20 protein-coding genes are annotated in these 26,635 nt (G+C 72.6%); 12 read left to right on the top strand and 8 right to left on the bottom strand.

The window, feature by feature from the left end; all coding sequences use genetic code 11:
• Nucleotides 1–139: 139 nt before the first annotated feature.
• A complete protein-coding gene (locus ACZ4M8_RS16035) occupies nucleotides 140–1,096 on the bottom strand; it encodes a PAC2 family protein (protein WP_467607504.1) in 957 nt (318 codons plus the stop codon).
• A gap of 285 nt (nucleotides 1,097–1,381) precedes the next feature.
• Here ACZ4M8_RS16035 and ACZ4M8_RS16030 point away from each other — a divergent pair, with 285 nt between their 5' ends.
• The 7 genes from ACZ4M8_RS16030 (at nucleotide 1,382) to ACZ4M8_RS16000 (ending at nucleotide 9,478) form a co-directional block, all read left to right on the top strand.
• Nucleotides 1,382–2,722 (top strand): enolase C-terminal domain-like protein, encoded by a 1,341-nt coding sequence (locus ACZ4M8_RS16030; RefSeq protein WP_467607501.1) that lies wholly within the window; start codon nucleotides 1,382–1,384, stop codon nucleotides 2,720–2,722.
• Nucleotides 2,719–3,501: an SDR family NAD(P)-dependent oxidoreductase gene (locus ACZ4M8_RS16025; protein WP_467607499.1), complete on the top strand. Its 783-nt coding sequence runs from the start codon at nucleotides 2,719–2,721 to the stop codon at nucleotides 3,499–3,501. The genes ACZ4M8_RS16030 and ACZ4M8_RS16025 overlap by 4 nt, the downstream gene beginning before the upstream one ends.
• 38 nt (nucleotides 3,502–3,539) lie before the next feature.
• Nucleotides 3,540–4,565, top strand: a complete 1,026-nt coding sequence (locus ACZ4M8_RS16020; RefSeq protein ID WP_467607497.1) for a sugar ABC transporter substrate-binding protein — start codon at nucleotides 3,540–3,542, stop codon at nucleotides 4,563–4,565.
• Nucleotides 4,562–6,469, top strand: a complete 1,908-nt coding sequence (locus ACZ4M8_RS16015) for a sugar ABC transporter ATP-binding protein (protein ID WP_467607495.1) — start codon at nucleotides 4,562–4,564, stop codon at nucleotides 6,467–6,469. The genes ACZ4M8_RS16020 and ACZ4M8_RS16015 overlap by 4 nt, the downstream gene beginning before the upstream one ends.
• Nucleotides 6,466–7,500: an ABC transporter permease gene (locus ACZ4M8_RS16010; RefSeq protein WP_467607493.1), complete on the top strand. Its 1,035-nt coding sequence runs from the start codon at nucleotides 6,466–6,468 to the stop codon at nucleotides 7,498–7,500. Before ACZ4M8_RS16015 ends, ACZ4M8_RS16010 begins: the two co-directional genes overlap by 4 nt.
• 16 nt (nucleotides 7,501–7,516) lie before the next feature.
• Nucleotides 7,517–8,521 (top strand): aldo/keto reductase, encoded by a 1,005-nt coding sequence (locus ACZ4M8_RS16005; RefSeq protein ID WP_467607490.1) that lies wholly within the window; start codon nucleotides 7,517–7,519, stop codon nucleotides 8,519–8,521.
• Nucleotides 8,522–8,629: 108 nt separating this feature from the next.
• Nucleotides 8,630–9,478: an amidohydrolase family protein gene (locus ACZ4M8_RS16000; protein WP_467607487.1), complete on the top strand. Its 849-nt coding sequence runs from the start codon at nucleotides 8,630–8,632 to the stop codon at nucleotides 9,476–9,478.
• Between the two features lie 174 nt (nucleotides 9,479–9,652).
• Here the strand turns inward: ACZ4M8_RS16000 and ACZ4M8_RS15995 are convergent, their stop codons facing one another.
• From ACZ4M8_RS15995 to ACZ4M8_RS15975, 5 genes are all read right to left on the bottom strand, one after another.
• Complete coding sequence (locus ACZ4M8_RS15995; protein WP_467607484.1) at nucleotides 9,653–10,324, bottom strand: FadR/GntR family transcriptional regulator; 672 nt, start codon at nucleotides 10,322–10,324, stop codon at nucleotides 9,653–9,655.
• 204 nt (nucleotides 10,325–10,528) lie between these two features.
• Complete coding sequence (locus ACZ4M8_RS15990; RefSeq protein ID WP_467607481.1) at nucleotides 10,529–12,133, bottom strand: glycerol-3-phosphate dehydrogenase/oxidase; 1,605 nt, start codon at nucleotides 12,131–12,133, stop codon at nucleotides 10,529–10,531.
• Nucleotides 12,134–12,137: 4 nt separating this feature from the next.
• Nucleotides 12,138–13,688: a glycerol kinase GlpK gene (glpK, locus tag ACZ4M8_RS15985; protein ID WP_467607479.1), complete on the bottom strand. Its 1,551-nt coding sequence runs from the start codon at nucleotides 13,686–13,688 to the stop codon at nucleotides 12,138–12,140.
• A gap of 49 nt (nucleotides 13,689–13,737) precedes the next feature.
• Nucleotides 13,738–14,526 carry an MIP/aquaporin family protein gene (locus tag ACZ4M8_RS15980; RefSeq protein ID WP_467607476.1) on the bottom strand — a complete coding sequence of 263 codons (789 nt, stop codon included), beginning with the start codon at nucleotides 14,524–14,526 and terminating at the stop codon, nucleotides 13,738–13,740.
• Between the two features lie 226 nt (nucleotides 14,527–14,752).
• Nucleotides 14,753–15,517, bottom strand: a complete 765-nt coding sequence (locus tag ACZ4M8_RS15975; protein WP_467607474.1) for an IclR family transcriptional regulator — start codon at nucleotides 15,515–15,517, stop codon at nucleotides 14,753–14,755.
• A 239-nt stretch (nucleotides 15,518–15,756) separates the two neighbouring features.
• Between ACZ4M8_RS15975 and metH the strand changes: the two genes are divergently transcribed.
• From metH to ACZ4M8_RS15960, 3 genes are all read left to right on the top strand, one after another.
• Nucleotides 15,757–19,275, top strand: coding sequence for a methionine synthase (gene metH, locus ACZ4M8_RS15970; RefSeq protein WP_467607472.1), 3,519 nt, complete (start codon nucleotides 15,757–15,759; stop codon nucleotides 19,273–19,275).
• A 171-nt stretch (nucleotides 19,276–19,446) separates the two neighbouring features.
• On the top strand, nucleotides 19,447–20,148 hold the full coding sequence (locus ACZ4M8_RS15965) for an HAD family hydrolase (RefSeq protein ID WP_467607470.1): 702 nt from the start codon (nucleotides 19,447–19,449) through the stop codon (nucleotides 20,146–20,148).
• Between the two features lie 374 nt (nucleotides 20,149–20,522).
• Entirely contained in the window at nucleotides 20,523–22,127 is a 1,605-nt protein-coding gene (locus tag ACZ4M8_RS15960; protein ID WP_467607468.1) for an ABC transporter substrate-binding protein, read from the top strand.
• 91 nt (nucleotides 22,128–22,218) lie between these two features.
• On the opposite strand, the gene ACZ4M8_RS15955 is transcribed toward ACZ4M8_RS15960, so the two are convergent.
• Both ACZ4M8_RS15955 and ACZ4M8_RS15950 read right to left on the bottom strand, forming a co-directional pair.
• Nucleotides 22,219–22,890 carry a response regulator gene (locus ACZ4M8_RS15955; RefSeq protein ID WP_399093382.1) on the bottom strand — a complete coding sequence of 224 codons (672 nt, stop codon included), beginning with the start codon at nucleotides 22,888–22,890 and terminating at the stop codon, nucleotides 22,219–22,221.
• A 43-nt stretch (nucleotides 22,891–22,933) separates the two neighbouring features.
• Nucleotides 22,934–23,974 (bottom strand): RecB family exonuclease, encoded by a 1,041-nt coding sequence (locus ACZ4M8_RS15950; RefSeq protein WP_467607465.1) that lies wholly within the window; start codon nucleotides 23,972–23,974, stop codon nucleotides 22,934–22,936.
• 191 nt (nucleotides 23,975–24,165) lie between these two features.
• On the opposite strand from ACZ4M8_RS15950, the gene ACZ4M8_RS15945 reads away from it, so the two are divergent.
• Both ACZ4M8_RS15945 and ACZ4M8_RS15940 read left to right on the top strand, forming a co-directional pair.
• Nucleotides 24,166–25,464: a site-2 protease family protein gene (locus ACZ4M8_RS15945; protein ID WP_467607463.1), complete on the top strand. Its 1,299-nt coding sequence runs from the start codon at nucleotides 24,166–24,168 to the stop codon at nucleotides 25,462–25,464.
• A 90-nt stretch (nucleotides 25,465–25,554) separates the two neighbouring features.
• Nucleotides 25,555–26,490, top strand: coding sequence for a tRNA (adenine-N1)-methyltransferase (locus ACZ4M8_RS15940; protein WP_467607460.1), 936 nt, complete (start codon nucleotides 25,555–25,557; stop codon nucleotides 26,488–26,490).
• Nucleotides 26,491–26,635 lie beyond the last annotated feature (145 nt).

Genomic DNA, 26,635 nt, shown 5'->3' with positions numbered 1-26,635 from the left:
GGGGGTCTCCCGGCCCGCCCGTGTACGCCCCGGCCCGCCGGGCCCGCGGCGGCTCAGGGGTGCGCCGGGCCGGGGAACGCCGACGGGCGGGGCCGGGCCGCCGTGGCCCTGCCCCGCCCGTCCGTGTACGGCCTCCCGCTCACCGTCCGTCGGACTCCGGACCGTCCGGCGGGTCGGCCCCGGCGTCCTTCGGGTCCCGCGGCTCCCGGGGGAGGCGGGGGAAGGAGCGGCCGGAGCCGGTCTGCGGGTCCCGGCGGCGCAGATAGCGCTCGAATTCGCGGGCGATGGCCTCGCCGGACGCCTCCGGCAGGTCCGCGGTGTCCCGCGCCTCCTCCAGCGTCTGGACGTACTCGGCGACCTCGCTGTCCTCGGCCGCGAGCTGGTCCACGCCCAGCTGCCAGGCGCGGGCGTCCTCGGTCAGCTCGCCCTGCGGGATGCGGATGCCGAGCAGGTCCTCCAGGCGGTTCAGGAGCGCCAGGCTGGCCTTGGGGTTGGGCGGCTGCGAGACGTAGTGCGGCACCGCGGCCCAGAGGCTGACGGCGGGCACCCCGGCGTGGGTGCACGCCTCCTGGAGGATGCCGACGATGCCGGTGGGGCCCTCGTAGCGGGACTCCTCCAGATCCATGCGGGTGGCCAGGTCGGTGTCGGAGGTGACGCCGCTGACCGGCACCGGCCGGGTGTGCGGCGTGTCGCCGAGCAGCGCGCCGAGCACCACCAGCATCTCCACGCCCAGCTCGTGGGCGAAGCCGAGGATCTCGTTGCAGAACGAGCGCCAGCGCATGCTCGGCTCGATCCCGCGGACCAGCACCAGGTCGCGGCGGCGGCCCTTGCCGTCGGAGTCCTCGACGCGGACGACCGACAGCCGTGTGGTGGGCCAGGTGACCTTGCGGACACCGTCCTCCAGGAAGACGGTCGGGCGGTTGACCTGGAAGTCGTAGTAGTCCTCGGCGTCGAGCGCCGCGAAGACCTTGCCCTGCCACTCCCGGTGCAGATGAGCCACGGCGGCGGAGGCGGCGTCGCCGGCGTCGTTCCAGCCTTCGAACGCGGCCACCATCACCGGGTCGATCAGCTCGGGAACACCCTCCAGCTCGATCACCCAGCGCCTCCTTCCGGCCGGTCGTCCGCCGCTGAGCGGCGCCGGCACCCCGTTTCCTTGCGTGCGCCCCCCAGCCTACGGGGTCCGTGGCGCCCGGCCGCAGCCCCTGTGCACGAATGGGTGCGCATTCATCCGAGGTGTTCGGAAGGGCCTTCGAGCCACTTCCGTACGGGGTCTGGACGGTCCCGCGCGGGCGACGCTATACATCGGATGACCGGGAAAGGTCCGATCTCCTTCGTCCGCGTACTTGTGTCTTCCCGCCACGACGACCCGAGGGGCGTGCGCATGGCCGTCACCGACACCGTCACCGAGCTGGAGGTCCACGACGTCCGCTTCCCCACCTCGCAGCAGCTCGACGGCTCGGACGCCATGAACCCCGACCCCGACTACTCCGCCGCCTACGTCGTCCTGCGGACCTCCGGCGGCCCGCCCGGACACGGCTTCTGCTTCACCATCGGCCGCGGCAACGACGTGGTGGCCGAGGCGATCCGCGCCCTCGCGCCGTACGTCGTCGGCGCCCCCGCGCCGCTCACCGCGGACGCGCTCGGCGCGCTGTACCGCACCCTCACCCACGATTCGCCGCTGCGCTGGCTCGGCCCGGAGAAGGGCGTGACGCACATGGCGGCGGGGGCGGTGATCAACGCCGCCTGGGATCTGGCGGCGACCCGCGCCGGGCTGCCGGTCTGGGAGTTCCTGGCCACCATGACCCCCGCGGAACTGGTCACGCTCGTCGACTTCCGCTACCTCACCGACGCCCTCACCCCCGGCGAGGCGCTGGCCATCCTGCGCGCCGCGGAGCCCGGCCGGGCGGCCCGTACCGCCCGGCTGCGGGCCGAGGGCTACCCCGCGTACACCACGTCACCGGGGTGGCTCGGCTACGACGACGGGAAGCTGGTGCGGCTCGCCGAGGAGGCGGTCGCCGACGGCTTCCGGCAGATCAAGCTGAAGGTCGGCGCGGACCTCGGCGACGATCTGCGCCGGATGCGGCTGGCCCGCGCCGCCGTCGGACCCGCGGTACGCATCGCCGTCGACGCCAACCAGCGCTGGGACGTGCCCGAGGCGGTCCGCTGGATGACCGCGCTCGCGCCGTACGCGCCGTACTGGATCGAGGAGCCCACCAGCCCCGACGACGTCCTCGGCCACGCCGCCGTGCGCGCCGGGCAGCCGGTGAAGGTCGCCACCGGTGAACACGCCGCCAACCGCGTGGTGTTCAAGCAACTGCTCCAGGCGGGCGCCGTCGACTTCGTGCAGATCGACGCGGCGCGGGTCGCCGGGGTCAACGACAACCTCGCGATCCTCCTGCTCGCCGCCAAGTACGGGGTGCCGGTCTGCCCGCACGCAGGCGGCGTCGGCCTGTGCGAGCTGGTCCAGCACCTGGCGATGTTCGACTACGTGGCGGTGTCCGGGAGCTGGGAGGACCGGGTCATCGAGTACGTCGACCACCTCCACGAGCACTTCACCGACCCCGCCGTCGTCGAACGCGGCCGCTACCGTGCCCCGGCCGCGCCCGGCTTCTCCGCCCGGATGAAACCCGCCTCGCTCACCGCCCACCGCTTCCCCGACGGCCCGGTCTGGCGCGCCCTCGGCGCCCCCGGGCCCCACGGCCCCCAGGAGGTCACCGCATGAACCGGTTACCGGCCGACTTCGCCGGACAGGGCGCCCTCGTCACCGGCGGCGGCTCCGGCATCGGCGCGGCCACCGCCGCCCTGCTGCTGGCCCGCGGCGCCCGCGTCGCCGTCCTGGACCGCGACCCGTCCGGCGCCCCGGACGGCGCGGTCCGTCTCACCGCCGACGTCACCTCCGGCACCGAGGTCCGCGCCGCCGTCGGGGCGGCGGTCCACGCCGTGGGCGGCGCCCTGCACACCGTCGTCGGCAACGCCGGGACCGGCGCCGTCGGCACCGTCGAGGACAACGACGACGCCGAGTGGGCGCGGGTGCTGGACGTCAACGTCCTCGGGCTGGTGCGCACCGCCCGCGCCGCACTGCCGTACCTGCGCCGCGCCGCCGCCACCGCGCCCGGCCGGGTCTCCCTCGTCCACACCTGCTCCATCGCCGCCACCGCCGGACTGCCGCAGCGCGCCCTCTACAGCGCCAGCAAGGGCGCGGTCCTCTCGCTGACGCTGGCGATGGCCGCCGATCTGCTGCCCGACGGGATCCGGGTCAACTGTGTCAACCCCGGCACCGCCGACACGCCCTGGGTCGGCCGGCTCCTGGAGCGGGCGGACGACCCGGCGGCGGAGCGGGCCGCGCTGTGCGCCCGGCAGCCGATGGGCCGGCTGGTCACCGCCGAGGAGGTCGCCGCCGCCCTCGTCCACCTCGCCTCCCCGGGCGCCTCCGCCGTCACCGGCACCCAACTCGCCGTCGACGGCGGCATGCAGGGACTGCGCCCGCGCCCCGCCCCCTGACCGCCGCCCGGCCCGCCCCACCACGACGGAGGATCAGCATGAGACCGCGTACCCCCACCGCCTCGGCCTGTGCCGTGCTGCTGGCCGTCGCCGCGCTCGCCGGCTGCAACCGGGGCGGCGACGCCGCCGGGCGGATCGGTATCGACGTCCCGCGCACCGACACCGACTTCTGGAGCTCCTACCAGCGCTATCTGGAACGCGGCATCGACGAGGACAAGGTCCCCGCGCTGCCGCTGTCCACCTCCCAGAACGATGTCGCCAAGGTCGTCTCCAACGTCCAGGCCCTCACCGACCAGGGCGCGAAGGCCATCGTCATGGCCCCGCAGGACACCGGCGCTCTCACCACCGCCCTGACCCGCCTGGCGGCCCGGAAGATCCCCGTCATCAGCGTCGACACCCGCCCCGACAAGGGCGCCGTCTACATGGTCGTACGGGCCGACAACCGCGCGTACGGCGAGAAGTCCTGCGACTACCTGGGCCGCAAGCTCGGCGGGCACGGGCGGGTCGCCGAACTCCAGGGCGACCTCAGCTCCGTCAACGGGCGGGACCGCTCGGAGGCGTTCGCCGCCTGTATGAGGAAGAAGTACCCGAAGATCACGGTGCACGAGCTGGCCACCGACTGGAAGGGCGAGGTCGCCTCCGCCAAACTCCAGAGCCTGCTGGCCCAGCACCCGGACCTCGACGGGCTCTACCTCCAGGCCGGCGGCGCCTTCCTCCAGCCCGTCCTGGCCCTCCTCGAACAGGAGAAACGCCTGCGGCCCGCGGGCAGCCCCGGCCACCTCACCGTCATCTCCAACGACGGCATCCCCGACGAACTCACCGCCATCCGCGCGGGTCGGATCGACGCGACCCTCTCCCAGCCCGCCGACCTCTACGCGCAGTACGCCCTCTTCTACGCGCGCGCCGCCCTGGCGAAGAAGACGTTCCGGCCCGGCCCGACCGACCACGGCTCCACCATCGTGAAGATCCCCAACGGTCTGGAGGACCAGCTCCCGGCGCCCCTCGTCACCAAGGAGAACGCCGACGACCCCGCGCTCTGGGCCAATCAGCTGGAGAAGAAATGAGCGCGCGGGGCGGGCCGCCCGGGGACGGCGGCAACGCTTCCGGCGGCCCCGGCGCCCCGCCGTCCGCCGGGCCCGTGCCGCCCGGCGGACGCCCCGCTTCCGCCGCCCCGCCCGCCGTACGCGCCGAGCACATCGGCAAACGCTTCGGCCCGACCGTCGCCCTCGACGGCGTCGGGCTGACCGTCCGGCCCGGCGAGGCCCACGCCCTCGTCGGACGGAACGGCGCCGGGAAGTCCACGCTGGTGTCGGTCCTCACCGGACTGGTGCGGCCGGACACCGGCACCGTCACCTTCGCCGGACGGCCGGCGCCCCGCCCCGGCGACACCGCCGCCTGGCAGCGCCGGGTGGCCTGCGTCCACCAGCGCTCCATGACCGTCCCGGACCTGACCGTCGCGGAAAACCTCCACCTGGGGCAGCTGCCGCGCGGCCGGCTGCGCTGGCGTGCCCTGCGCGCCCGCGCCCGCGAGGTACTGGCGGAGTACGGCGTCGACGTCGACCCGGCCGCCCGGATCCGGGAACTCGGCGTGGCACAGCGGCAGTTCGTGGAGATCGCCCGCGCCCTGACGCACGGCGCCCGGCTGATCGTCCTCGACGAGCCGACCGCCCGCCTCGACGCCGCCGGTATCGACCGGCTCTTCACCGAACTGCGGGCCCTGCGCGCACGGGGCGTCGCCTTCCTCTTCATCTCGCACCACCTGGCGGAGGTCCACGAGCTGTGCGACACGGTCACCGTGCTCCGGGACGCCCGGCACGTCCTGACCGCGCCCGTCGCCGGGCTCTCCCGGGACGCCCTCGTCGAGGCGATGACGGGGGAGCGGCCGCCCGCCGCCGCCCGCCGCCCCGCTTCCGGCCCGCCCGGCGCCGAGCTGCTGCGTACCGAACGCCTCACCCTGGACGGCCACTTCGCCCCCGTCGGCCTGACCGTACGGGCCGGGGAGGTGGTCGGGCTGGCGGGCGCCGCCGGGAGCGGGGCCACCGCCCTCGCCGAGACGCTGGCCGGGCTGCGGGCCCCCGGCGGCGGCCGGATCACGGTCGGCGGCCGCCCGGTCCGCACCGGCTCCGTCCCGCACGCGCTGGCCGCCGGGATCGGCTACGTACCGGAGGACCGCCACCGTGAGGGGCTGGTCGCCACCCGCAGCGTCGCCGAGAACGTCACCCTGACCGTCGGCGACCGGCTGGGCCCGGCCGGCACCGTACTGCCGTCCCGGGCCCGGGAGTTCGCCCGCCGGATGATCACCGCGCTGGACATCAAGGCGGCCGGGCCCGCGGCGCCGGTGACCGGGCTCTCCGGCGGCAACCAGCAGAAGGTCGTCATCGCCCGTGCCCTGGCCCGCGGCCCCCGGGTGCTCGTCGCCGTCCGGCCCGCCAACGGCGTCGACATCAAGTCCAAGGAGGCGCTGCTCTCCGCCGTACGCAAAGTCGCGGACGCGGGCGCCTGCGCGCTGGTCGTCTCCGACGAGCTGGACGACCTGCGGATCTGCGACCGGGTCCTGACGCTCTTCCGCGGTCGCGTGACCGCCGAGTTCGCCGCCGGCTGGCACGACGGGGAACTGGTCGCGGCGATGGAGGGGATGGGAGAGCCGGGCGACGGATCTTCGCCGGGCGGCGGAGCTTCCACGGGCGGTGGCGGACCTTCCGTGGCCGGGGGCGCGGAAGCTGGCGGTACGGAAGCCGGTGGCCCGGCAGCCGGCGGTCCGGCCGGGGCCGGTGAGCCGCCGGAGCCGGGTGGCCCGGCAGCCTCCGGTGGTCCGGCAGCCTCCGGTGGTCCGGCGGCGCCCGGCACCCCGGTCCCGCCCGGCCTCCCCGACGGCCCCGGTGGCGACGACCCCGCGGCTCCGTCCCCGTCCGCCCCGGGAAGCTCCGCGCACCCCTCCCCCCACGCACCGGAAGGAACCGCGCCATGACCGAGACCGCAGCGCCGCCCGACGCACCGGCGGTGGTCCCGTCGTCCGGGCGGCGTGCCCGGACGGCGGAGCCGGGCCGCTGGCGGGACTTCTCGCTCGTCCCGGTGATCCTCGTGCTGGGCGTCATCGGCTTCGTCGTCTCGCCCGCCTTCCTCACCCGCGACAACCTCGTCGGCGTCGTCCAGCAGTCCACCGAACTGGGGCTGCTCGTCCTCGGCGAGGCGCTCATCCTGATCAGCGGCCGGATGGACCTCTCGCTGGAGTCGACCATCGGGCTGGCGCCGGTCGTCGCGCTCTGGCTGGTGATGCCCGCGCACGGCGACCGCTTCACCGGTCTGGGGGCCCTCCCCACCTGGACCGCGGTGCCGCTCTGCCTCGCCGTCGGCGCCGCGATCGGTGCCGTCAACGGCTTCCTCATGCTCAAACTCCACGTCAACGGCTTCATCGCCACCCTCGGCATGCTCACCGCGCTCCGCGGCCTCCAGGTCGGGATCGCCGAGGGCCGCTCCATCGGCGACGTCCCGCCCTCCTTCGCCTACCTCGGCGGCGCCGTCTGGCTCGGCGTCCCCGCCGCCGTCTGGATCTGCCTCGCCCTCTTCGCCGCCGGCGGCGCCGCCCTCGGCTATCTGCGGCACGGCCGGGCGCTGTACGCGGTCGGCGGCAACCCGGAGGCGGCCCGCGCCGCCGGTATCCGTACCGACCGGCTCACCTGGACCGTCCTCACCCTCGGCGGACTCCTCGCCGCGTTCGCCGGGATCCTCTACACCGGCCACTACGGCGCGGTCTCGGCGAGCCAGGGCAACGGCTGGATCTTCCAGGTCTTCGCCGCCGCGGTGATCGGCGGCATCAGCCTCAAGGGCGGCCGCGGCACCCTCTTCGGCGCGCTGACCGGCGTCCTCACCCTCCAACTCGTCATCAACGTCATGACGCTGGCCGGGGTGCCGCCGCTGTGGACGCAGTTCCTCAACGGCGCGATCATCATCGTCGCGCTGGTCATCTCCCGGTTCGCCGGCGGCGGGAAACAGGACTGACGAGGAGCCGGACGCCATGACCCCACCGCCCCGCGGCCCGCGCCGCCTCGGCCGCACCGCCGTCACCGTCCCGCCCCTCGGCCTCGGCTGCGCCCCGCTCGGCAACCTCTACCGCGCGGTGGACGAGGACGACGCCCGCGCCACCGTCCGCGCCGCCCTCGCCGCGGGCGCCACCCACTTCGACACCGCGCCCCACTACGGCGTCGGCCTCGCCGAGGAACGTCTCGGCCGGGCGCTGCGCGGCCACGACCGCGCCGGCTACACCCTCGCCACCAAGGTCGGCCGCCGCCTGCGGCCGCTCGCACCGGGGGAGACGCCCGCGGGGGAGGGGTTCGTCGCCACCCCCGCCCGCGCCCGGGTGTGGGACTTCACCCGCGACGGCATCCGCGCCACCCTCGACGCCTCCCTGGCCCGCCTCGGCACGGACACCGCCGACATCGTCTACCTGCACGACGTCGAGAACCATCTGCCCGAGGTGTACGCCACCGGCTACCCGGCCCTCGCCGAACTCCGCGCCGAGGGACGCGTCGGCGCCATCGGCTTCGGCATGAACCGCAGCGACGTCCTGGCCCGCCTCGTCGCCGACCTCGACGTCGACGTGGTGCTCTGCGCCGGCCGCTGGACGCTCCTGGAGCGCACCGCCCTCGACGACCTGCTGCCGGTCTGCGCCCGCCGCGGCACCTCCGTCATCGCCGGCGGTGTCTACAACTCCGGCCTGCTCGCCGACCCGTCGCCCGGCGCCCCGTACGACTACACGCCCGCCCCGCCGCGCCTGCTGGCCCGCGCCCGCGAACTCGCCGCGGTCTGCGCGGCGTTCGGCGTCCCGCTCAAGGCGGCGGCGCTCCGCTTCCCGTTCGCCCACCCGTCGGTGGCCGGGGTGGTCGCCGGCGCGGCGGACGCCCGGGAGGCCACCGAGAACGCCGCTCTCCTCGGCCACGACATCCCCGACGCCCTCTGGCCCGCCCTCGCCGACCGCGGACTGCTCGACCCCGACGTACCGCTGCCGCCGGGCGCGCCCTGACCCGCCCGGCCGGGCGCGCCCCGAGGCCGGCCGGGCGCCGCCGGGGAGCCGGCCGGACGCCCCGCCCCCCCCGAAGGCCGCCACGACACCCCCCACCCCGGAGATCCGATGCGCATCGACGCCCACCACCACCTGTGGGACCTCGCCCGCCACCCGCAGCCCTGGATGACCGGCCCCTGGGCCGATCCGCTGCGCCGCGACCACACCCTCGCCGAACTGATCCCGCAGCTCACCGCCCACCGCATCGACGCCACCGTCCTCGTCCAGTCCTCGTCGTCCCCGGCGGAGACCGCCGACCTGCTGGCGGTCGCGGCCGGACCGGGACCGGTGCGGGGCGTCGTCGGCTGGGCCGATCTCACCGACCCGGAGCTGCCCGCGACGCTGGCCGGGCACCCGCCCGCGCTGGTGGGCCTGCGCCACCAGGTCCAGGACGAACCGGACCCGGACTGGCTGGTCCGCCCCGACGTCCTGCGGGGGCTGCGGGCCGTGGCCGCCGCCGGACTCGTCTACGACCTGCTGGTCACCCCGCGTGAACTGCCCGCCGCGCTCGCCGCCGCCCGCGCCGTGCCCGAGCTGGCGTTCGTCCTGGACCACGCGGGCAAACCGGCGATCGGCGGCGGCGACGACGCGGGCTGGGCCGCCGCCCTGACCGCCCTCGCCGCCCTGCCGCACGTCAGCTGCAAACTCTCCGGCCTGGTCACCGAGGCCGCCCCCACGCACCGGCGGCCCGAGCACCTCCTGCCGTACGCCCGGTACGTCCTCGACACCTTCGGCCCCCACCGGGTCCTCTTCGGCTCCGACTGGCCGGTCTGCACCCTCGCCGCCGACTACGCCACCGTCCACGCCCTCGCCGAGACCGCCACCGTCCACCTCACCCCCGCCGAACGCACCGCCGTCTTCGGCACCACGGCGGCCCGCGTCTACGGACTCGGGGGACCGGACGCCCGGACGGGCTGAGGGCGGTACAGGGCCGGGGACCGGCCGTCCGCAGCGCCCGCCGCCGGGCCCCGACGAGACCGCCGCGAAGGGCCTGACCTGCGAAAACGTACGCCCTGGCCGGGGATGCCGCCCGCCGCCGGGCCCCGGGCGGACCGCGAAGGCCCCGCCTTCACCGCCCCCGGTCCGCGCCCCTCACAGCGTCGACCGCAGCCACTGCTCCACGCTCGCGATGTGGACCGTCGCCCACGCCCGCGCCGCCTCCGCGTCGCCGGTGCGCAGGGCGGTGAGGATCGCGCGGTGCTCGGTGAGCGTGCGGGCCACCGCGTCCTTCTGCGTCAGTCCGCGCCAGACCCGCGCCCGGGTGGTCGGCCCCGACAGGCCCTCCAGCAGGGAGCAGAGCACGGAGTTCCCGGACGCCGCGACGATCCGCCGGTGGAACTCCAGATCCCCGGCGACCAGCTCCTCCACCGAAGGATCGGGCCCCAGCGCCGCCAACCCGGCTTCCAGCGCGTCGAGTTCGGCCGCCGCGATCCGCCCCGCGGCCATCGCGGTGGCCGCGGGCTCCAGGATCCGGCGGACGGCGAGGAACTCCAGCACCGTGTCGTCGCGGTGGAAATCCACCACGAAGCTCAGCGCCTCCAGCAGCAGTTGCGGATCGAGGCTGGTCACGTACGTACCGTCGCCCTGCCGTACGTCGAGGATGCGGATCAGCGACAGTGCCCGCACCGCCTCGCGCAGCGAATTGCGCGACAGGCCCAGCTCGGCGGCGAGTTCGCTCTCCTTGGGCAGCCGGTCGCCCGGCCGCAACGCCCCGGAGACGATCATCGCCTTGATCTTCTCGATGGCCTCGTCAGTGACCGCCACGACCGGCCTCCCCCGTTCCGATCCGCCGGACGCCCTCCCAGACATCCGATGTCTGGGGCCATTATGTACCGGCCAGCCGAACCGTCCCCAGCCCGGTGGTAACGGACGGCCGTACGCCCCCGCGCCCGCCCACGCCGAAGGGGCGGCTCCCGTACGGGAACCGCCCCTCCGAAAGGCCGTACGCACCCGGCGTACGCCCTCGGCTCAGCTGTCGAGCATGCCCTTCACCTTGGCGCGGACGTCCTCCGTGTCCAGACCGCGGATGGTCAGCGTGGTCCGGCGGCGCAGCACGTCGTCCACGGTCTCGGCCCACTCGTGGTCACGGGCGTAGGCGACCTGCGCCCAGATCTCCGGCGCGTCCGGGTCGATGCGCTCGGCGAGCTCCGGGTTCTCGTTGGCCAGGCGCGCGATGTCGAACGAGAGCGAGCCGTAGTGCGTGGCGAGGTGCCGCGCGGTCTCCGGCGCCATCTGCGGGCCGTCGGCGGTGCCGTCGACCAGCAGGCGGTGCGCCACCGCGTTCGGGTTGGCGATACCGGGCAGCGGGAGCTTCTTCGGCAGGCGCGCGATCGGCTCCATGTCGCCGGCCAGCGGGTGGCCGGGGAGCGCGGCGAGCTTGTTCATGACCGTACGGCCGATGTGGCGGAAGGTCGTCCACTTGCCGCCCGCGACGGACAGCATGCCGCCGCTGCCCTCGGTCACGACCGTCTCGCGCTTGGCCTTGGAGGTGTCGCCGGGGCCGCCGGGCAGCACCCGCAGACCGGCGAACGAGTAGGTGATCAGGTCACGGGAGAGCTGCTGGTCACGGACGGAGAAGGCCGCCTCGTCCAGGATCTGCGCGGTGTCCTTCTCGGTGACCGCGACGTCCGCCGGGTCGCCCTCGTACTCCTCGTCGGTGGTACCGAGCAGCAGCATGTCCTCCCAGGGGAGGGCGAAGGTGATGCGGTACTTGTCGATCGGGGTGGCCAGCGCCGCCTTCCAGGGGGAGGTGCGCTTGAGGACCAGGTGCGCGCCCTTGGAGAGGCGGATGGAGGGGGCCGCGTTGGGGTCCTCCATCTTGCGCAGGTGGTCCACCCACGGGCCGGTCGCGTTGAGGACCAGGCGGGCGTTGACGCCGAACTCCTCGCCGTCGGTGCGGTCCTTCAGTTCGGCACCGGTGACCCGGCCCTGGGTGAAGCGCAGCCCGGTGACCTCGGAGTGGTTGAGGACCGTGGCGCCTGCCGCGACGGCGGCGCGGACGGTCATCAGCGCCATCCGGGCGTCGTTCATCTGGTCGTCGCCGTAGACCGCGACGGCCTTGAGGTTGTCGGTCCGCAGCTCCGGCACGTCGCGCTGGGCCTTGGCCGGCGATATGACGTGGCCGACGCCGTCCCCGAACGCGGAGAGCGCGGAGTAGGCGAAGACGCCGGCGCCGAGCTTGGCCGCGCCGTGCGGGCCGCCCTTGTAGACGGGCAGGTAGAAGGTGAGGGGGTTGGCGAGGTGCGGCGCCACCTCACGGGAGACCGCACGCCGCTCGAAGTGGTTCTCCGCCACCAGCTTCACCGCACCGGTCTGCAGGTAGCGCAGACCGCCGTGCAGCAGCTTGGAGGAGGCGGAGGAGGTGGCGCCGGCGAAGTCGCCGGCGTCCACCAGGGCCACCCGCAGTCCGGCCTGCGCGGCGTGCCAGGCAGTGGAGATGCCCAGGATGCCGCCACCGATCACCAGGAGGTCGTACGTCGCCTTGGACAGCTGTTCCCGGGTCTCGGCGCGGCTCGGGGTCGAACCGTCGGCCGGGTGCGTCCCTAGTGCCGGGACGCTCTGCAGGGTGCTCATTTGATTACTCCTCGACAGTGTCGTCGTCGAGCCAGCCCATGGAGCGTTCCACTGCCTTGAGCCAGCTCTTGTACTCGCGGTCACGGGTGGCCGCATCCATCCGGGGGGTCCATTCGGCGGCCCGGCGCCAGTTGGCGCGCAGCTCGTCGGTGCTGGACCAGAAGCCGACGGCCAGACCGGCCGCGTAGGCAGCGCCGAGGCAGGTCGTCTCGGCCACCATCGGGCGCACCACGGGTGCGTCCAGGAAGTCCGAGATGGTCTGCATCAGCAGGTTGTTGGAGGTCATACCGCCGTCGACCTTGAGCGCGGTCAGCTCGACGCCGGAGTCCTTCGTCATGGCGTCGGTGATCTCGCGGGTCTGCCAGGCGGTGGCCTCAAGAACGGCGCGGGCGATGTGCGCCTTGGTGACGTAACGGGTCAGACCCGCGATCACACCGCGCGCGTCGGAGCGCCAGTAGGGGGCGAACAGGCCGGAGAAGGCCGGGACGAAGTACGCGCCGCCGTTGTCCTCGACGGTGGAGGCCAGCGTCTCGATCTCCGCGGCGGAGTTGATCAGGCCCATCTGGTCGCGCATCCACTGCACCAGCGAACCGGTGACCGCGATGGAGCCTTCCAGCGCGTAGACCGCGTCCTGGTCGCCGATGCGGTAGCCGACGGTGGTCAGCAGACCGTTGTACGAGTTCACCGGCTGGTTGCCGGTGTTCATCAGCATGAAGGTGCCGGTGCCGTACGTGGACTTGGCCTCGCCCTGCGAGAAGCAGGTCTGGCCGAACAGCGCGGCCTGCTGGTCACCGAGGGCGGAGGCGACGGGCACGCCCGCCAGGATGCCGTCCGCGGTGGTGCCGTAGACCTCGGCGGAGGACTTGATCTCCGGGAGGACGGCGGCGGGGATGCCGATCGACTGGAGGATCTTGTCGTCCCACTCCAGCGTGTGGAGGTTCATCAGCAGGGTGCGCGAGGCGTTGGTGACGTCCGTGACGTGCACACCGCCGTTCACGCCGCCGGTGAGGTTCCAGATGACCCACGAGTCCATGGTGCCGAAGAGGATGTCGCCGCGCTCGGCGCGCTCGCGCAGCCCCTCGACGTTGTCCAGCAGCCAGCGGATCTTCGGTCCCGCGAAGTACGAGGCCAGCGGCAGGCCGGTCTCGCGACGGAAGCGGTCCTGGCCGACGTTGCGGCCCAGCTCCTTGCAGAGCGCGTCGGTCCGGGTGTCCTGCCAGACGATGGCGTTGTGGACCGGCTCACCGGTGTGCTTGTCCCACAGCAGGGTGGTCTCACGCTGGTTGGTGATACCGATCGCCTTGACATCGGCGGCGGTGACGCCGGCCTTGGCGACGGCGCCGGCCACGACCTGCTGGACGTTGGCCCAGATCTCGGCGGCATCGTGTTCGACCCAGCCGGGCTTGGGGAAGATCTGTTCGTGCTCCTTCTGGTCGACCGACACGATGCGGCCGTCCTTGTCGAACACGATGCAGCGGCTGGAGGTCGTGCCCTGGTCGATGGCCGCGATGAACGGACCGTGACCGTGGGAGGAGGTGGAGGGGGTGTCGCTCATGGTGTGCTCCAGTGATTCTGTGCGGGCGGGGGCGTTACGGGGACGCGGCTCAGGCGAACGCCACCTGATAGATGCCACCGGCGATGGCTCCGCCAATCAGCGGGCCGACGACCGGGATCCACGCGTAGCCCCAGTCGGAGCCGCCCTTGTTCGGCAGCGGCAGCAGCGCGTGCACGATACGCGGACCGAGGTCGCGGACCGGGTTGATCGCGTAGCCGGTCGGACCACCGAGCGACAGACCGATACCGACGACGACGAACGCCACCAGCAGGGAGCCGATCGGGCCGACGCCCTTGCCGTCGTCGCTCAGGCCGAGGTTGAGGATCGCCAGCACGAGCACGATGGTGGCGATGATCTCGGTCATGAGGTTCTGAACTGCGTTCCGGATCTCCGGACCGGTGGAGAAGATGCCGAGGACCGGGCCCGCCTTCGGGGCGGCCGCCTTGTCCACCATGCCCTCCTGGCCGTTGTGCGCGGCCAGCACCTCCGGGTCGGTCAGATGCGCCCGGAACTGCCCGTGGTACGACAGCCAGACCAGCACCGCGCCGATCATGGCGCCGAGCAGCTCACCGGCGAAGTACACCGGCACCTGGCTCCACTCGATGCCGCCCTTGATCGCGATACCGATGGTGACCGCGGGGTTGAGGTGCGCGCCGGACTTCGCGGCGATGTACGCGCCGGTGAGGACGGCGAAGCCCCAACCGAGGGCGATGGCGACCCAACCGGCGTCGAACGCCTTGGAGCGCTTGAAGGTGACGGCGGCGCAGACGCCACCGCCGAGCAGTATCAGAACAGCGGTACCGATGGTCTCGCTGAGGAAGATGTCGGAGCTGGACACCCGCGACTCCTTTGTCCTTCGTCCAGGGGAAGGCGAACCCCGGGTCTCCGGTGGTCCGCGCCCTCCGAGAGGGCTGTGGTCGGCCCCGCGGCACTGTCCACCATAACGAATATTGTCGTGTGGTGTTCGACAATGCCGACCGACGAACGGCAGTTTTGTTCACCCGTTTGGTGGCGTCAAGGGTTCTGTGGCGAAAAAGTCGCGTGAACAATCAGCCGCAATACGGTCAGAACCGGCCTGCTCCCAGGTCCCTGGACACAGCCCGTGCGCAATCCCTGACAGCGGCGACGATTTCCGGCCGCACCGTGCCCTCCCGGCACACCCGCTCCACGGCACCGGTGATGCCCACCGCGCCCACCGGCATCCGCCGCCGGTCGTGCACCGGCGCGGCCACCGACGCCACGCCCTCCCACGTCTCCTCGACGTCCGCGGCCCACCCCCGCGCCCGGGTCAGCTCCAGCGCCGTCTCGAACGCGTCCGCCCCGGTCACCGTGTGCGCGGTGAGCGCCTCCCGCTCCACCTCCGCGACCTCGCTGTGCGCCACCGGGTCGTACGCGCACAGCACCTTGCCCAGCGCCGTGCTGTACAGCGGATGCATCGCGCCCACCTCCAGCACCTGACGGCTGTCGTCCGGCCGGAAGACGTGGTGCACGATCAGTACGCCCTGCTGGTGCAGGACGCCGAGATAGACGCTCTCGCCGCTGGAGCGCGCGAGGTCGTCGGTCCACACCAGGGCGCGGGCCCGCAGCTCGTGGACGTCCAGATAGCTGTTGCCCAGGCGCAGCAGTTCGGCGCCGAGCTGGTAGCGGCCGGACGCCGGGTCCTGCTCGACGAAGCCCTCCTGCTGGAGGGTGCGCAGGATGCCGTGGGTGGTGCCCTTGGCCAGGCCGATCGCCGAGGAGATGTCGGACAGTCCCAGCCGCCGTTCCCCGCCCGCGAGCAGCCGCAGCACCGCGGCGGCTCGCTCCAGCGACTGGATGGTGCGTGCCATCGGACAACCTCCAAGATGCGCGGTTCGACAATGCGGAACGATATAGGTCCATGCCGAACCGTGGGAGGGCCAGCCTCCGTTCCCGATCATGGCCGAGGTGCGACCCGCCCGGGGACGGCGCACCGTCCAGGCGGTGGAACACCGGAACACCTGTCCCGGACCTCCGGCTAGGCTGGCCGCGTGCGCCGTCCACCGGAGGGCGCAAAGCCGACAGCCGTCGCAACCAGGGGAGCACCTCCATGGCCTCGTACACGTCCACGTCCTCCAGCGCGTCCCGCGTCGACTCCTTCCGCGAGGCGCTGGCCTCACGGGTGGTGGTCGCCGACGGGGCGATGGGCACGATGCTCCAGGCGCAGGACCCCTCGATGGAGGACTTCCAGCAGCTGGAGGGCTGCAACGAGGTCCTCAACATCACCCGTCCGGACATCGTCCGATCGGTCCACGAGGAGTACTTCGCGGTCGGCGTCGACTGCGTGGAGACCAACACCTTCGGTGCCAACTTCGCCGCCCTGGCCGAGTACGACATCCCCGAGCGGGTCTTCGAACTCTCCGAGGCGGGCGCCCGCATCGCCCGCGAGGTCGCCGACGAGTTCACCGCCTCGACCGGACAGCAGCGCTGGGTCCTCGGCTCGATGGGCCCCGGCACCAAGCTGCCCACCCTCGGCCACGCCCCGTACACCACCCTCCGCGACGCCTACCAGCGCAACGCCGAGGGCATGATCGCCGGCGGCGCCGACGCGCTGCTGGTCGAGACCACCCAGGACCTGCTCCAGACCAAGGCGGCCATCCTCGGCGCCCGCCGCGCCCTGGCCGCCACCGGCACGAACCTCCCGGTCATCTGCTCCGTCACCGTCGAGACCACCGGCACCATGCTGCTCGGCTCCGAGATCGGCGCGGCGCTCACCGCTCTGGAGCCGCTCGGCATCGACATGATCGGCCTCAACTGCGCCACCGGCCCCGCCGAGATGAGCGAGCACCTGCGCTACCTCGCCCGCCACTCCCGCGTGCCGATCTCCTGCATGCCCAACGCGGGCCTGCCGGTCCTGGGCAAGGACGGTGCCCACTACCCGCTCACCGCCGGTGAGCTCGCCGACGCCCAGGAGACCTTCGTCGGCGAGTACGGCCTCTCCCTCGTCGGCGGCTGCTGCGGCACCACCCCCGAGCACCTGCGCCAGGTCGTCGAGCGGGTCCGCGGACTGACCCCGCCCAAGCGCGACCCGCGCCCCGAGCCCGGCGCCGCCTCCCTCTACCAGACCGTCCCGTTCCGCCAGGACACCTCGTACCTCGCGATCGGTGAGCGCACCAACGCCAACGGTTCGAAGAAGTTCCGCGAGGCGATGCTCGCGGGCCGCTGGGACGACTGCGTGGAGATGGCCCGCGACCAGATCCGCGAGGGCGCCCACATGCTCGACCTCTGCGTCGACTACGTCGGACGCGACGGCGTCGCCGACATGGAGGAGCTGGCCGGCCGCTTCGCCACCGCCTCCACCCTCCCCATCGTCCTGGACTCCACCGAACTGCCGGTGCTCCGCGCCGGACTGGAGAAGCTGGGCGGTCGCGCCGTCATCAACTCCGTCAACTACGAGGACGGCGACGGCCCCGAGTCCCGCTTCGCCAAGGTCACCGCCCTCGCCGCCGAGCACGGCGCGGCGCTCATCGCGCTGACCATCGACGAGGAGGGCCAGGCCCGCACCGCCGAGCACAAGGTCGCCATCGCCGAGCGCCTGATCGCGGACCTGACCGGCAACTACGGCATCCGCGAGCCGGACATCCTCATCGACACGCTGACCTTCACCATCTGCACCGGTCAGGAGGAGTCCCGCAAGGACGGCATCGCCACCATCGAGGCCATCCGGGAGCTGAAGCGCCGCCACCCGGACGTCCAGACCACTCTGGGCCTGTCCAACATCTCCTTCGGCCTCAACCCGGCCGCCCGCATCCTGCTCAACTCCGTCTTCCTCGACGAGTGCGTCAAGGCGGGGCTGGACTCGGCGATCGTGCACGCCAGCAAGATCCTGCCGATCGCCCGCTTCGACGAGGAGCAGGTCACCTGCGCCCTCGACCTGATCTACGACCGCCGCGCCGAGGGCTACGACCCGCTCCAGAAGCTCATGGAGCTGTTCGAGGGTGTCGACACCAAGTCCCTCAAGGCGGGCAAGGCCGAGGAGCTGGCCGCCCTGCCGCTGGAGGAGCGGCTGGCGCGCCGCATCATCGACGGCGAGAAGAACGGTCTGGAGGCCGACCTCGACGAGGCGCTGCGCTCCACCCCCGCCCTCGACATCGTCAACAACACCCTCCTGGAGGGCATGAAGGTCGTCGGCGAACTCTTCGGCTCCGGCCAGATGCAGCTGCCGTTCGTCCTGCAGTCCGCCGAGGTGATGAAGACCGCGGTCGCCCACCTCGAACCCCACATGGAGAAGATCGACGACGGCGAGGGCGCGGGCAAGGGCACCATCGTCCTGGCGACCGTCCGCGGCGACGTCCACGACATCGGCAAGAACCTCGTCGACATCATCCTCTCCAACAACGGCTACAACGTCGTCAACCTCGGCATCAAGCAGCCGGTCTCCGCGATCCTGGACGCCGCCGAGGAGCACCGCGCCGACGTCATCGGCATGTCAGGACTGCTGGTCAAGTCCACGGTGATCATGAAGGAGAACCTGGAGGAGCTGAACCAGCGCAAGATGGCCGCCGACTACCCGGTCATCCTCGGCGGCGCCGCCCTCACCCGCGCCTACGTCGAACAGGACCTCCACGAGATCTACGACGGCGAGGTCCGCTACGCCCGCGACGCGTTCGAGGGCCTGCGCCTGATGGACGCGCTGATCGCCGTCAAGCGCGGTGTGCCCGGCGCCGCCCTGCCCGAGCTGAAGCAGCGCCGCGTCCCCAAGCGCGAGGCGGCCGAGCCGGCGGCCGAGGAGCCCGAGGGCTCGGTCCGCTCCGACGTCGCGACCGACAACCCCGTCCCCGCCCCGCCGTTCTGGGGCACCCGCGTCGTCAAGGGCATCCAGCTCGCCGACTACGCCTCCTGGCTGGACGAGGGCGCCCTCTTCAAGGGCCAGTGGGGCCTCAAGCAGAACCGCACCGGCGACGGCCCCACCTACGAGGAGCTGGTGGGGACCGAGGGACGGCCGCGGCTGCGCGGCTGGCTCGACCGGCTCCAGACGGAGAACCTGCTGGAAGCCGCCGTCGTCCACGGCTACTTCCCGTGCGTCTCCAAGGGCGACGACCTGATCCTGCTCCACGAGGACGGCACCGAGCGCACCCGCTTCACCTTCCCGCGCCAGCGCCGCGGCCGCCGCCTGTGCCTGGCGGACTTCTTCCGCCCGGAGGAGTCCGGCGAGAGGGACGTCGTCGGCCTCCAGGTCGTCACCGTCGGCTCCCGCATCGGCGAGGAGACCGCCAAGCTCTTCGCCGCCAACTCCTACCGCGACTACCTCGAACTCCACGGCCTCTCCGTCCAGCTCGCCGAGGCGCTGGCCGAGTACTGGCACGCCCGGGTCCGCGCCGAGCTGGGCTTCGGCGGCGAGGACCCGTCCGACGTCGAGGACATGTTCGCGCTCAAGTACCGCGGTGCCCGCTTCTCCCTGGGCTACGGCGCCTGCCCCGACCTGGAGGACCGCGCGAAGATCGCCGATCTGCTCCGGCCGGAGCGCATCGGCGTCCAGCTCTCCGAGGAGTTCCAGCTCCACCCCGAGCAGTCCACCGACGCGATCGTGATCCACCACCCCGAGGCGAAGTACTTCAACGCCAGGTGAGCAGCGGAGGCCGCCCGCCGCCCGAACGGCGGACGGCCTCCTTCCGCGTCACCCCACGGACCCGCGCACAGTCGTACACTGGTCGGTCCGGTAGCGGCCGGTCATCACCCCACTCCGGGGCGGTGGCCGGCCCTTTTGTCCCTCAGGGGACGTCCTCACGGAGGTGGACGGATGACCAGCAGCATCCCCGCGGCCGACTCCCGGGCGGTCGAGGACACGGCACTCCAGGCGGTCTTCCTCGATCTGGACGGCACCCTCGTCGACACCGAGGGCTTCTGGTGGGAGGCCGAGTCCGAGGTCTTCGCCGAACTGGGCCATGTCCTGGACGACACCCACCGCGAGGTCGTCGTCGGCGGTCCCATGACCCGCAGCGCCGGATATCTGATTCAGGCCACCGGCGCCCGGATCGGCCTGGCGGAGCTGAGCGGACTGCTCAACGCCCGCTTCGCCGCCCGGATCGGCCGCGGGGTGCCGCTGATGCCCGGCGCCCGCCGGCTGCTGGCCGAGCTGTCCGCCCACGGGGTGCCCACGGCGCTGGTCTCCGCCTCGCACCGCGCCATCATCGACCGCATGCTGCACTCCCTGGGCCCGGCCAACTTCCATCTGACGCTCGCCGGTGACGAGCTGGAGCGCACCAAACCGCATCCGGATCCGTACCTCACCGCCGCCGCTCGGCTGGGCGTCGATCCGGCGCGGTGCGCGGTGGTGGAGGACACCCTGACGGGGGTGCGCGCGGGGGAGGCGGCCGGGTGCCGGGTGGTCGCCGTGCCGTCGGTGGTGCCGGTGCCGCCCGCGGCGGGCCGGACCGTCGTCCGGTCACTCGAAGAAGTTGATCTTTCTTTTCTTCAGGCGCTCATCACGGAAAGCAATTGACGCATGCACTGAGCGTTCCTCCGGGAAAGCGGAGAGAACTCAGGGCAGCGGTCCGCTCATTTTCCGTGACGTATACCCTGGCCGAATTCCCGCATTGCCGCTCCCGCCGGGGCGCGTGACGTTTCTCACGCGCCCCGGCGTCGACAGGTGTCATCACGGGTGTTCCAGGTGGGTCTGCGAGGTCGATGTGCGGGGGTAAGTGTCCGGATTCATTGATCAACGCCCGCTTCGTTCCGGCGTCCGATAATCGGAGATCCGTGTTCTGTTATCCGGTGCCCCTATAACGGCAACTCCGTTGCGGCCCGGACCCGATGGCTGTTCCTACTAATGTCGACGCGAGCAACACCTCTGCGCTGATAAGGAACCTGCCGACGATGAATCGCAAGACCTTGGTGCTGCCGGCTCTGGCCGGTCTGCTCGCCCCCGTACTCGCGGCCTGTGGCGGCCCGGACGGTGCGGGCGGGAGCGATCCCATCGTCGTCGGGGTCGCCACGCAGATCGAGGCCACCAAGGATGCCCCCGCACCGTTCGATCCGGCGCAGGCGTACGACGTCGACGCGATGAACGTGCTGCGCGGCACCCTCCAGACGCTGCTGCGGCTCCCCAGAACCGGCACCACACCGGTACCCGAGGCGGCCAAGACCTGCGGCTTCCGCGACACGCGCAACGAGCAGTACCGGTGCACCCTCCGCAGCGACCTGAAGTTCTCCAACGGCCACGCGCTCACCGCGCAGGACGTGAAGTTCTCCATCGACCGCGTGCAGAAGATCAACTACGCCAACGGTCCGGGCACGCTCGTCAACGACATCGACAAGATCGAGACGCCCAGCGACACCGAGGTGGTCTTCCACCTCAAGAAGCCGGACGCCACCTTCCCGCAGAAGCTCACCACGCCCGCCGCGGGCATCGTCGACCACCAGGTGTACCCCGAGGACCGCCTCTACAGCGGCTTCGACCTCGTCGGCTCCGGCCCGTACACGCTCAAGGCCGAGCACAGCGGCGAGCGCGTCACCAAGATCGCCTTCAGCCGGAACCCCGGTTACAAGGGCGCGGTGAAGCCGCTGAACGACAAGGTCGAGATGCGGTTCTTCCCCAGCTCCTCCGCGATGGAGAAGGCGCTGCGCAAGGGCCAGATCGACCTGATGAACCGCGGTCTGTCACCCGCGCAGGTCAAGGGCCTGCAGAACTCCCGCGACGAGCACATCACCCTCCAGGAGATGCCCGGCCAGGAGATCCGCTACCTCGCCTTCAACACCAAGGACCCGTCGGTCTCCAACCCGGCCGTCCGTCAGGCGATGGCGCAGATCGTCAACCGCTCGCAGATCCTGCGCGACGTCTACTCCTACGTCGGCGACCCGCTGTACTCCCTGGTGCCCACCGGCCTCACCGGCCATATCAACTCCTTCTTCACCAAGTACGGCAACCCCAGCGCCTCCGCCGCCCGCCAGATCCTGGAGCAGGCCAACGTCCACACCCCGGTGAAGCTGACCCTGACGTACACCGAGAACCACTACGGCGCGAGCACCGCCAAGGAGTTCGAGGCCCTCAAGCAGCAGCTCAACGCCAGCAAGCTGTTCGACGTCGACATCAAGGGCATCGACAACTGGCAGCGGTTCCGCACCGACTCCTCGAACGGCAAGTACGCCGTCTACGGCATGGGCTGGTTCCCCGACATCCCGGACGCCGACAACTACGTCGGTCCGTTCCTCGGCAAGGGCAACTTCCTCAACTCGCCCTACCGCAACGCCAAGATCGAGACGCAGCTGATCCCCGGCACCCGCCAGCAGACCGACCGCAACGCCGCGGGCGCCGGCTTCAAGGAGATCCAGAACATCCTCGCCGACGACGTCCCGATCCTCCCGCTGTGGCAGGGCAAGCAGTACGTCGCCGCCCGGGACGACATCACCGGTGTGGAGTGGGCGCTCAACTCCTCCTCGGCGCTGCAGATCTGGGAGCTGGGCCGCGGCGTCTCCGAATAACCCGCACGACACAGGAGGGGCCGGTCCGGGAAACCATCCCGGACCGGCCCCTCCGGCCGTTCACCGCCGCCCCGGACCGGGGCCCGCGCCGCTACTGGGCGCCGGGGCGCACCAGCCCGCTCTCGTACGCGTACACCGCGGCCTGCACCCGGTCACGCAGCCCCAGCTTCGTCAGCACATGGCCCACATGGGTCTTGACCGTCGTCTCGCTGACGAAAAGATCCGCGGCGATCTCGGCGTTCGACAGCCCGCGGGCGACCAGCTTCAGCACCTCCACCTCGCGGTCGGTGAGGGTGTTCAGCGTGTCCGGCACCGGCTCCTCGCCGGACGGCAGATGCCCGGCGTACTTGTCGAGCAGCCGGCGCGTGATGCTCGGCGCGAGCATCGCCTCGCCCGCGGCGACCACCCGGATCGCCTGCACCAGCTCGTGCGCCGGGGCGTCCTTGAGCAGAAAACCGCTGGCCCCCGCGCGCAGCGCCTCGACGACGTACTCGTCCAGATCGAAGGTGGTCAGCACCAGCACCTTGGCCGGGCCGTCCTTCGCCGGGCCGGTGATCTGGCGCGTCGCCTCCACACCGTCCATCCGCGGCATGCGGATGTCCATCAGCACGACATCGGGCTGGAGCGCCCGGACCTGCTCAAGCGCCTGCAGACCGTCACCGGCCTCACCGACGACCGCCAGATCCTGCTCGGCCTCCAGGATCATCCGGAAACCCGTACGCAGCAGCGGCTGGTCATCGACCAGCAGGACGCGGATTGCCACCACTTCTCCTTTGTTGGACCGGCTCCATTCTGCCCTGCTCCGGCTACGCGCCGTCCGCCGGGCGGATCTCCAGCGGGTACACCGGGGGAGTGCCGCCGAACTCCGGACAGTGCGCCTGGTGATCGCACCAGCCGCACAGCTTCGTCGGCCGCGGCCGCCAGTCGCCCGTCGCCGTGGCCGTCTGGATCGCCTCCCACAACGCCAGCAACTTCCGCTCCACCGCGAGCAGTTCACTCTCACCCGGGTCGTACGTGATGACATCGCCGCTGCCCAGGTAGACGAGCTGGAGCCGCCGCGGCACCACCCCGCGCAGCCGCCACATCACCAGCGCGTAGAACTTCATCTGGAACAGCGCGCCCTCGGCGAACTGCGGGCGCGGCGCCTTCCCCGTCTTGTAGTCGACGATCCGGACCTCACCGGTCGGCGCGACGTCCACCCGGTCGATGAAACCGCGCAGCGTGAGGCCCGAGTCCAACGCCGTCTCGACGTACAGCTCCCGGTCGGCCGGCTCCAGCCGGGTCGGGTCCTCCAGCGTGAACCACCGCTCCACCAGCGCCTCGGCGTCCGCGAGCCAGCCGGCCAGCCGCTCACCCGCCGGGTCGTCGGCGAACAGCCCCGCCAGCTCCGGACGCTTGGCCAGCAGCTTCTCCCACTCACCGGCCACCATCGCCCGCGCGCCGCCCGCCGTACGCTCCGCCGCCGGCGCGTCGAACAGCCGCTCCAGCACCGCGTGCACCACCGTGCCCCGCGTCGCCGCCGCACTGGGCTGCTCCGGCAGCTTGTCGATCACCCGGAAGCGGTAGAGCAGCGGACACTGCATGAAGTCGCTCGCCCGCGACGGCGACAGCGCCACCGGCGGACCGGGCTTCCCCGACCGCGCGACGGGCCCCGCCGCCTCCGCCCGCGGACCGCCTGCCGCCGCCCGCGGATCCACGGCTGTGGCCTGCGGCCCGATCGTGGCCGCCCGCGGCCCGTCCGGCGCCGGGGCGTTCCCGGCCGCGACCGCTCCGTCCGCCGGCGGGGTGCCCGCCGGCCCCGGCTCCCGCGCCGTGTCCGCCCCGGCATTCTCGGTGCTCGTTCCCATGACACCCGACCCTACGGCCCGCCACTGACAACGCCCGCGCCGCGGACCGCCGCCACGGCCCCGGCCGCGCCCCCGCGACGGAGCCGTGACGGCGGCTCGGCATACCATCGAGGCCAGAACCCCTTTGCCCTGCACGATCGGGAACGATCACGCCGAGCAGGCGCGAAGGCCGTATCCGACGAGGGGACGCCGTGGACGACAGCGGGAAGCCGCAGGACCCCAAGGAGCCGCAGGGCCCCGAGGAGCACCGGCCGCCCCAGTCGGCCGAGCCGCCCCCGGGCCCCGGGGCCGGTCCGCGCCGCACGGGCGGCGGAGCGCCGCGGCCCCGCCGCCCCAAGGGCACCGGCGGCGGCATCCTGATGGGCCGCCCCTTCGGCGTGCCGGTCTACGTCGCCCCCAGCTGGTTCCTCGTCGCCGCGCTGATCACCTGGGTCTTCGGCGGCCAGCTCGAACAGGTCCTGCCGGAGCTGGGCGGCCTGCGCTACCTCGTCTCCCTCTTCTTCGCGGTCGCCTTCTACGCCTCGGTCCTCGTCCACGAACTGGCCCACACCGTCGCCGCCCTCCGCTTCAAACTCCCCGTACGCCGCATCCAGCTGCAGTTCTTCGGCGGCGTCTCGGAGATCGAGAAGGAGACCGAGACCCCCGGCCGGGAATTCGTCCTCGCCTTCGTGGGCCCGCTGCTCTCCCTCGTCCTGGCCGGCGTCTTCTACGGAGGCATGCGGCTGGTCGAACCGCGTACGGTGCCGGGCGTCCTGATGGCCGGCCTGATGATCTCCAACCTCATCGTCGCGGTCTTCAACCTCCTGCCCGGCCTGCCCCTCGACGGCGGCCGGATGCTGCGCGCCGTCGTGTGGAAGCTCACCGGCCGCCCCATGGCCGGCACCGTCGCCGCCGCCTGGGTGGGCCGCGCCCTCGCCGTCACCGTCCTCATCGGCCTGCCGCTGCTGACCCACTCCGGCGCGCTCGGCCGCCCGCCCGCCGACATCACCGGCACCGACTCCCTCACCGACGCGCTGCTCGCCGCCGTCCTCGCCGCCATCATCTGGACCGGCGCGGGCAACAGCCTGCGCATGGCCCGCCTGCGCGAACGCCTCCCCGACCTGGGCGCCCGCGCCCTCACCCGCCGCGCGGCGCCCACCGGCCCCGACACCTCCCTCGCCGAGGCGCTGCGCCGCGCCAACGACGCGGGGGCCCGCGCCCTCGTCGTCGTCGACCCCGGCGGCGAGCCCACCGGCATCGTCCGCGAGGCCGCCATCGTGGGCGTACCGGAACACCGCCGCCCCTGGGTGGCGGTCGGCACGCTCGCCCAGGACCTCAAGGACGGTATGCGCGTCCCGGCCGACCTCTCCGGCGAGGAGTTGCTGGAACACCTGCGCACCACCCCGGCCAGCGAATACCTCGTCGTCGAGGAGACGGGCGAGATCTACGGCGTGCTCTCCGCCGCCGACGTCGAGCGCGCCTTCGTCACCGCCATGGCCCGCCACTCCTGACCGCCGGCGGGGGCCGCGCCCGGGACCGCCGCCGGACGCCCGGACGCCCGCTGGTCCGGGGCACGCCCCCGGGGCCGGTAGGCTGGTCACATGTCCGAACCGACCGGTGCCGCCCGCCGTCGCGGGCCCTTCAAGGTCGGGGACCAGGTCCAGCTCACCGACCCCAAGGGACGCCACTACACCTTCACGCTCGAAGAGGGCAAGAGCTTCCACACCCACAAGGGAGCCTTCCCCCACGACGAGCTGATCGGTGCTCCCGAGGGCAGTGTTGTCCGTACCACCGGGAACGTCGCCTACCTCGCGCTGCGCCCGCTGCTCCCCGACTACGTCCTGTCCATGCCCCGCGGCGCCGCCGTGGTCTACCCCAAGGACGCGGGGCAGATCCTGGCGATGGCCGACATCTTCCCCGGCGCCCGCGTCGTCGAGGCGGGGGTGGGATCCGGCTCGCTGAGCAGCTTCCTGCTCCGCGCCATCGGCGACCAGGGAATGCTGCACTCCTACGAGCGCCGCGCCGACTTCGCCGAGATCGCCACACAGAACGTCGAGCGGTACTTCGGCGGTCCGCACCCCGCGTGGACGCTCACCGTCGGCGACCTCCAGGACAACCTCTCCGACACCGAGGTCGACCGCGTCATCCTGGACATGCTCGCCCCCTGGGAGTGCCTGGAGGCCGTCTCCAAGGCGCTCGTCCCCGGCGGCATCCTCTGCGCGTACGTCGCCACGACCACGCAGCTGGCCCGCACCGTCGAGGCGATCCGCGAGCACGGCACCTTCAACGAGCCGTCGGCCTGGGAGACCATGGTCCGCACCTGGCACGTCGAGGGCCTCGCCGTCCGCCCGGACCACCGCATGATCGGCCACACCGGCTTCCTGCTCACCGCCCGCCGCCTCGCCGACGGCGTCGAGCCCCCGCTGCGCCGCCGCCGCCCCGCCAAGGGCGCGTACGGCGACGACTACACCGGCCCCGGTTCCGCCTCGGGCGGCGCCAAGGACGCCTCCGCCAAGGACACCGCCGAGCGCGGCTGACGGCAGGCGTTCCGGCCACCGAACAACCGGGCGCCGCCGATGAGTTCCCTCCGGGGAACCGTCGGCGGCGCTCTTTCGTTTCCGGGGTGTTCCCGGCGTGAAACTCGGGCCCCACTGGTTCCTCGGTGCCTCGTCCTGTGGAACG

The sequence above is a fragment of the Streptomyces sp. NPDC027185 genome (genome assembly GCF_055567035.1).
This window is presented reverse-complemented; position numbering and strand designations above follow the sequence as displayed.